Source organism: Vreelandella rituensis, assembly GCF_003336665.1.
Taxonomy (GTDB): domain Bacteria; phylum Pseudomonadota; class Gammaproteobacteria; order Pseudomonadales; family Halomonadaceae; genus Vreelandella; species Vreelandella rituensis.
On the sequence record NZ_QPIJ01000137.1, the window covers coordinates 1 to 1,903 of the forward strand.

Consider the following 1,903-nt stretch of genomic DNA (forward strand, 5'->3'; position numbering starts at 1 on the left):
GGTTGTCGCTTTACTGTCCGAGCCTGAGCGTCTGAAGCAAGAATATGAGCGCCGCCTGGATATAATCGAAGATAAGGACAAAGAAGGCACTGATACGGCTGCCTTTGAAAAGCAAAAACGTTATCTTCAGCAAGCTAAATCACGACTTATTGACAGCTATGCTGAAGGCGTTATCGAGAAATCAGACTTTGATCCCAAAGTACAGCAAATTAAATGCCGGCTGCAGCAGCTAGACATCCAAATAGAAGCATCAAAGCGCCATCACATGGGCCAGTCTGAGCTGTTCCTCATCATCAGCCGACTCGACGAGTTTGCAGCTGCTGTCAATGGTCAATTAGCAACAACTGATTTTACTTTGCAGCGTGAGATTATTCGCGCCCTGGTCAAGCGCATCGAAATTTACAAAGAAGAGATTGTGATAGTGTTCAGAGTGGATCCAGATCCAGGGTGTAATGTTGGACAAAAGGCGACTGACTCAGTAGGTGGAGGCTCAATTATGCAAGATCGTAAGTGGCGTAACTATGCTTCCTTGTGGAGTACCCTTAAGGGAGTTGTGGAATGTTCCTTTTTTGTTGGCACCGCTTATACTGCCGTCAAATGTAACATAGCCCGCCCTAAGGGATTTCCATATAAGGTTAATAAAACGTTCGTCTATGATCTTTTTCCGCAGAATGTCTATAAGTTTTTTGTGTGAGATAGCGTCAAAGAAGCCTTTGATGTCTCCCTCAACAATCCACTTTACATTCGACCATGTCATCACCTGTTTTAGCGCGGTGTGACAGCCCCTTTCGGGACGGAAGCCATGACTGGACTCACTGAACGAAGGTTCGTAAATTGCCGTCAGTATCATTTCGATGGCTTTTTGTACGATTTTCTCGTTCGGTGGTGCTATCCCTAGAGGTCTGGTTTTACCGTTTCTCTTAGGGATGTCGACGCGACGGCTAGGCGAGAATTGGAAGCTCTCGTCTTTTAGCCTTTCGATAGTTCTTCTAAGGGAGGCCAAAGAAGTCCCATCCAGCGTCTTCCCATTTGAACCAGGAGTCATATTCCCAGCTTTGCTCTTGATGGTTTCGTATGCTGCTATCAGCACATCCTCCTTGAGGAGCAGTCTGTAGACATCCCGATTCACCCACTCTCCATTAGCGGTGTTGAGTTGTCGAAGCTTCTCAATTCTTCTTAGTCCGTTCATGTCATCCGACATAACTAAGATTCCTATCGAAGTCCAATCCTGCCATCCTTCGTCTTCTTTGGGCGTTACCCCAACCACATTCCCCGAAGGGAACGACTATTACGATGGCTCCGTCACCATAGGGATTACTCCCCTTAGGCGATCCCGAAGTTACTTGCACCCTGTCCTTCCAACGACTTAGGTTCCCCTTACATTCATCTCTCGCACATAGCGACAGTCCCGCCCCCGATGTCTCCCCAGAGTACACTGCCCTTACTCTGGAGGGGGTGGCCTGCTCGTAAGTTACCGTGAGCAGGGGTCGTCCGCTCTTGAACCGACTTGAATTAGGGTTCAGCCAATCAGGCTTAACCATATCGTTTTTGGTTGATAAGCTTATTGGAGATGGTAACTTCTCCTCACTCACCTTTTCCACGCATGCTTTGTTCGCCACGAGGCTTTCCCCCTTGGCTAAGCGTGGTACTTTACCTACCTTGACATCAGTAGGGCTCCTTCCTTGAGCATACAGAGGTGCAGCCGCATCGGCGCACGCAGAAACGGACAGCCCTTCCGCCTTCAACTTCAAAATGCCTTGACGCTTGATGTTAAGCGCCGCGTTGATGTCCCGGTCGCTATCTAAACACTCTAACCCTGTCGGTGAGTGAATGCCTTTATCCATGGAGCTTCATACTTTGTAGACAATTCTATATAGAAGAATCATGAAGCTTTCCATATACA

At 47.8% G+C, this 1,903-nt stretch carries 1 protein-coding gene; it reads right to left on the reverse strand.

Annotated elements, in window-relative coordinates:
- Positions 1-490: 490 nt before the first annotated feature.
- On the reverse strand, positions 491-1,201 hold the full coding sequence (locus DU506_RS22920) for a reverse transcriptase/maturase family protein (protein WP_114488779.1): 711 nt from the start codon (positions 1,199-1,201) through the stop codon (positions 491-493).
- Between the last annotated feature and the right edge of the window lie 702 nt (positions 1,202-1,903).

Bases quoted from the DNA above. Each gene is read 5' to 3' on its own strand.
- DU506_RS22920 (WP_114488779.1), bottom strand. From the start codon at position 1,201: ATGTCGGATGACATGAACGGACTAAGAAGAATTGAGAAGCTTCGACAA.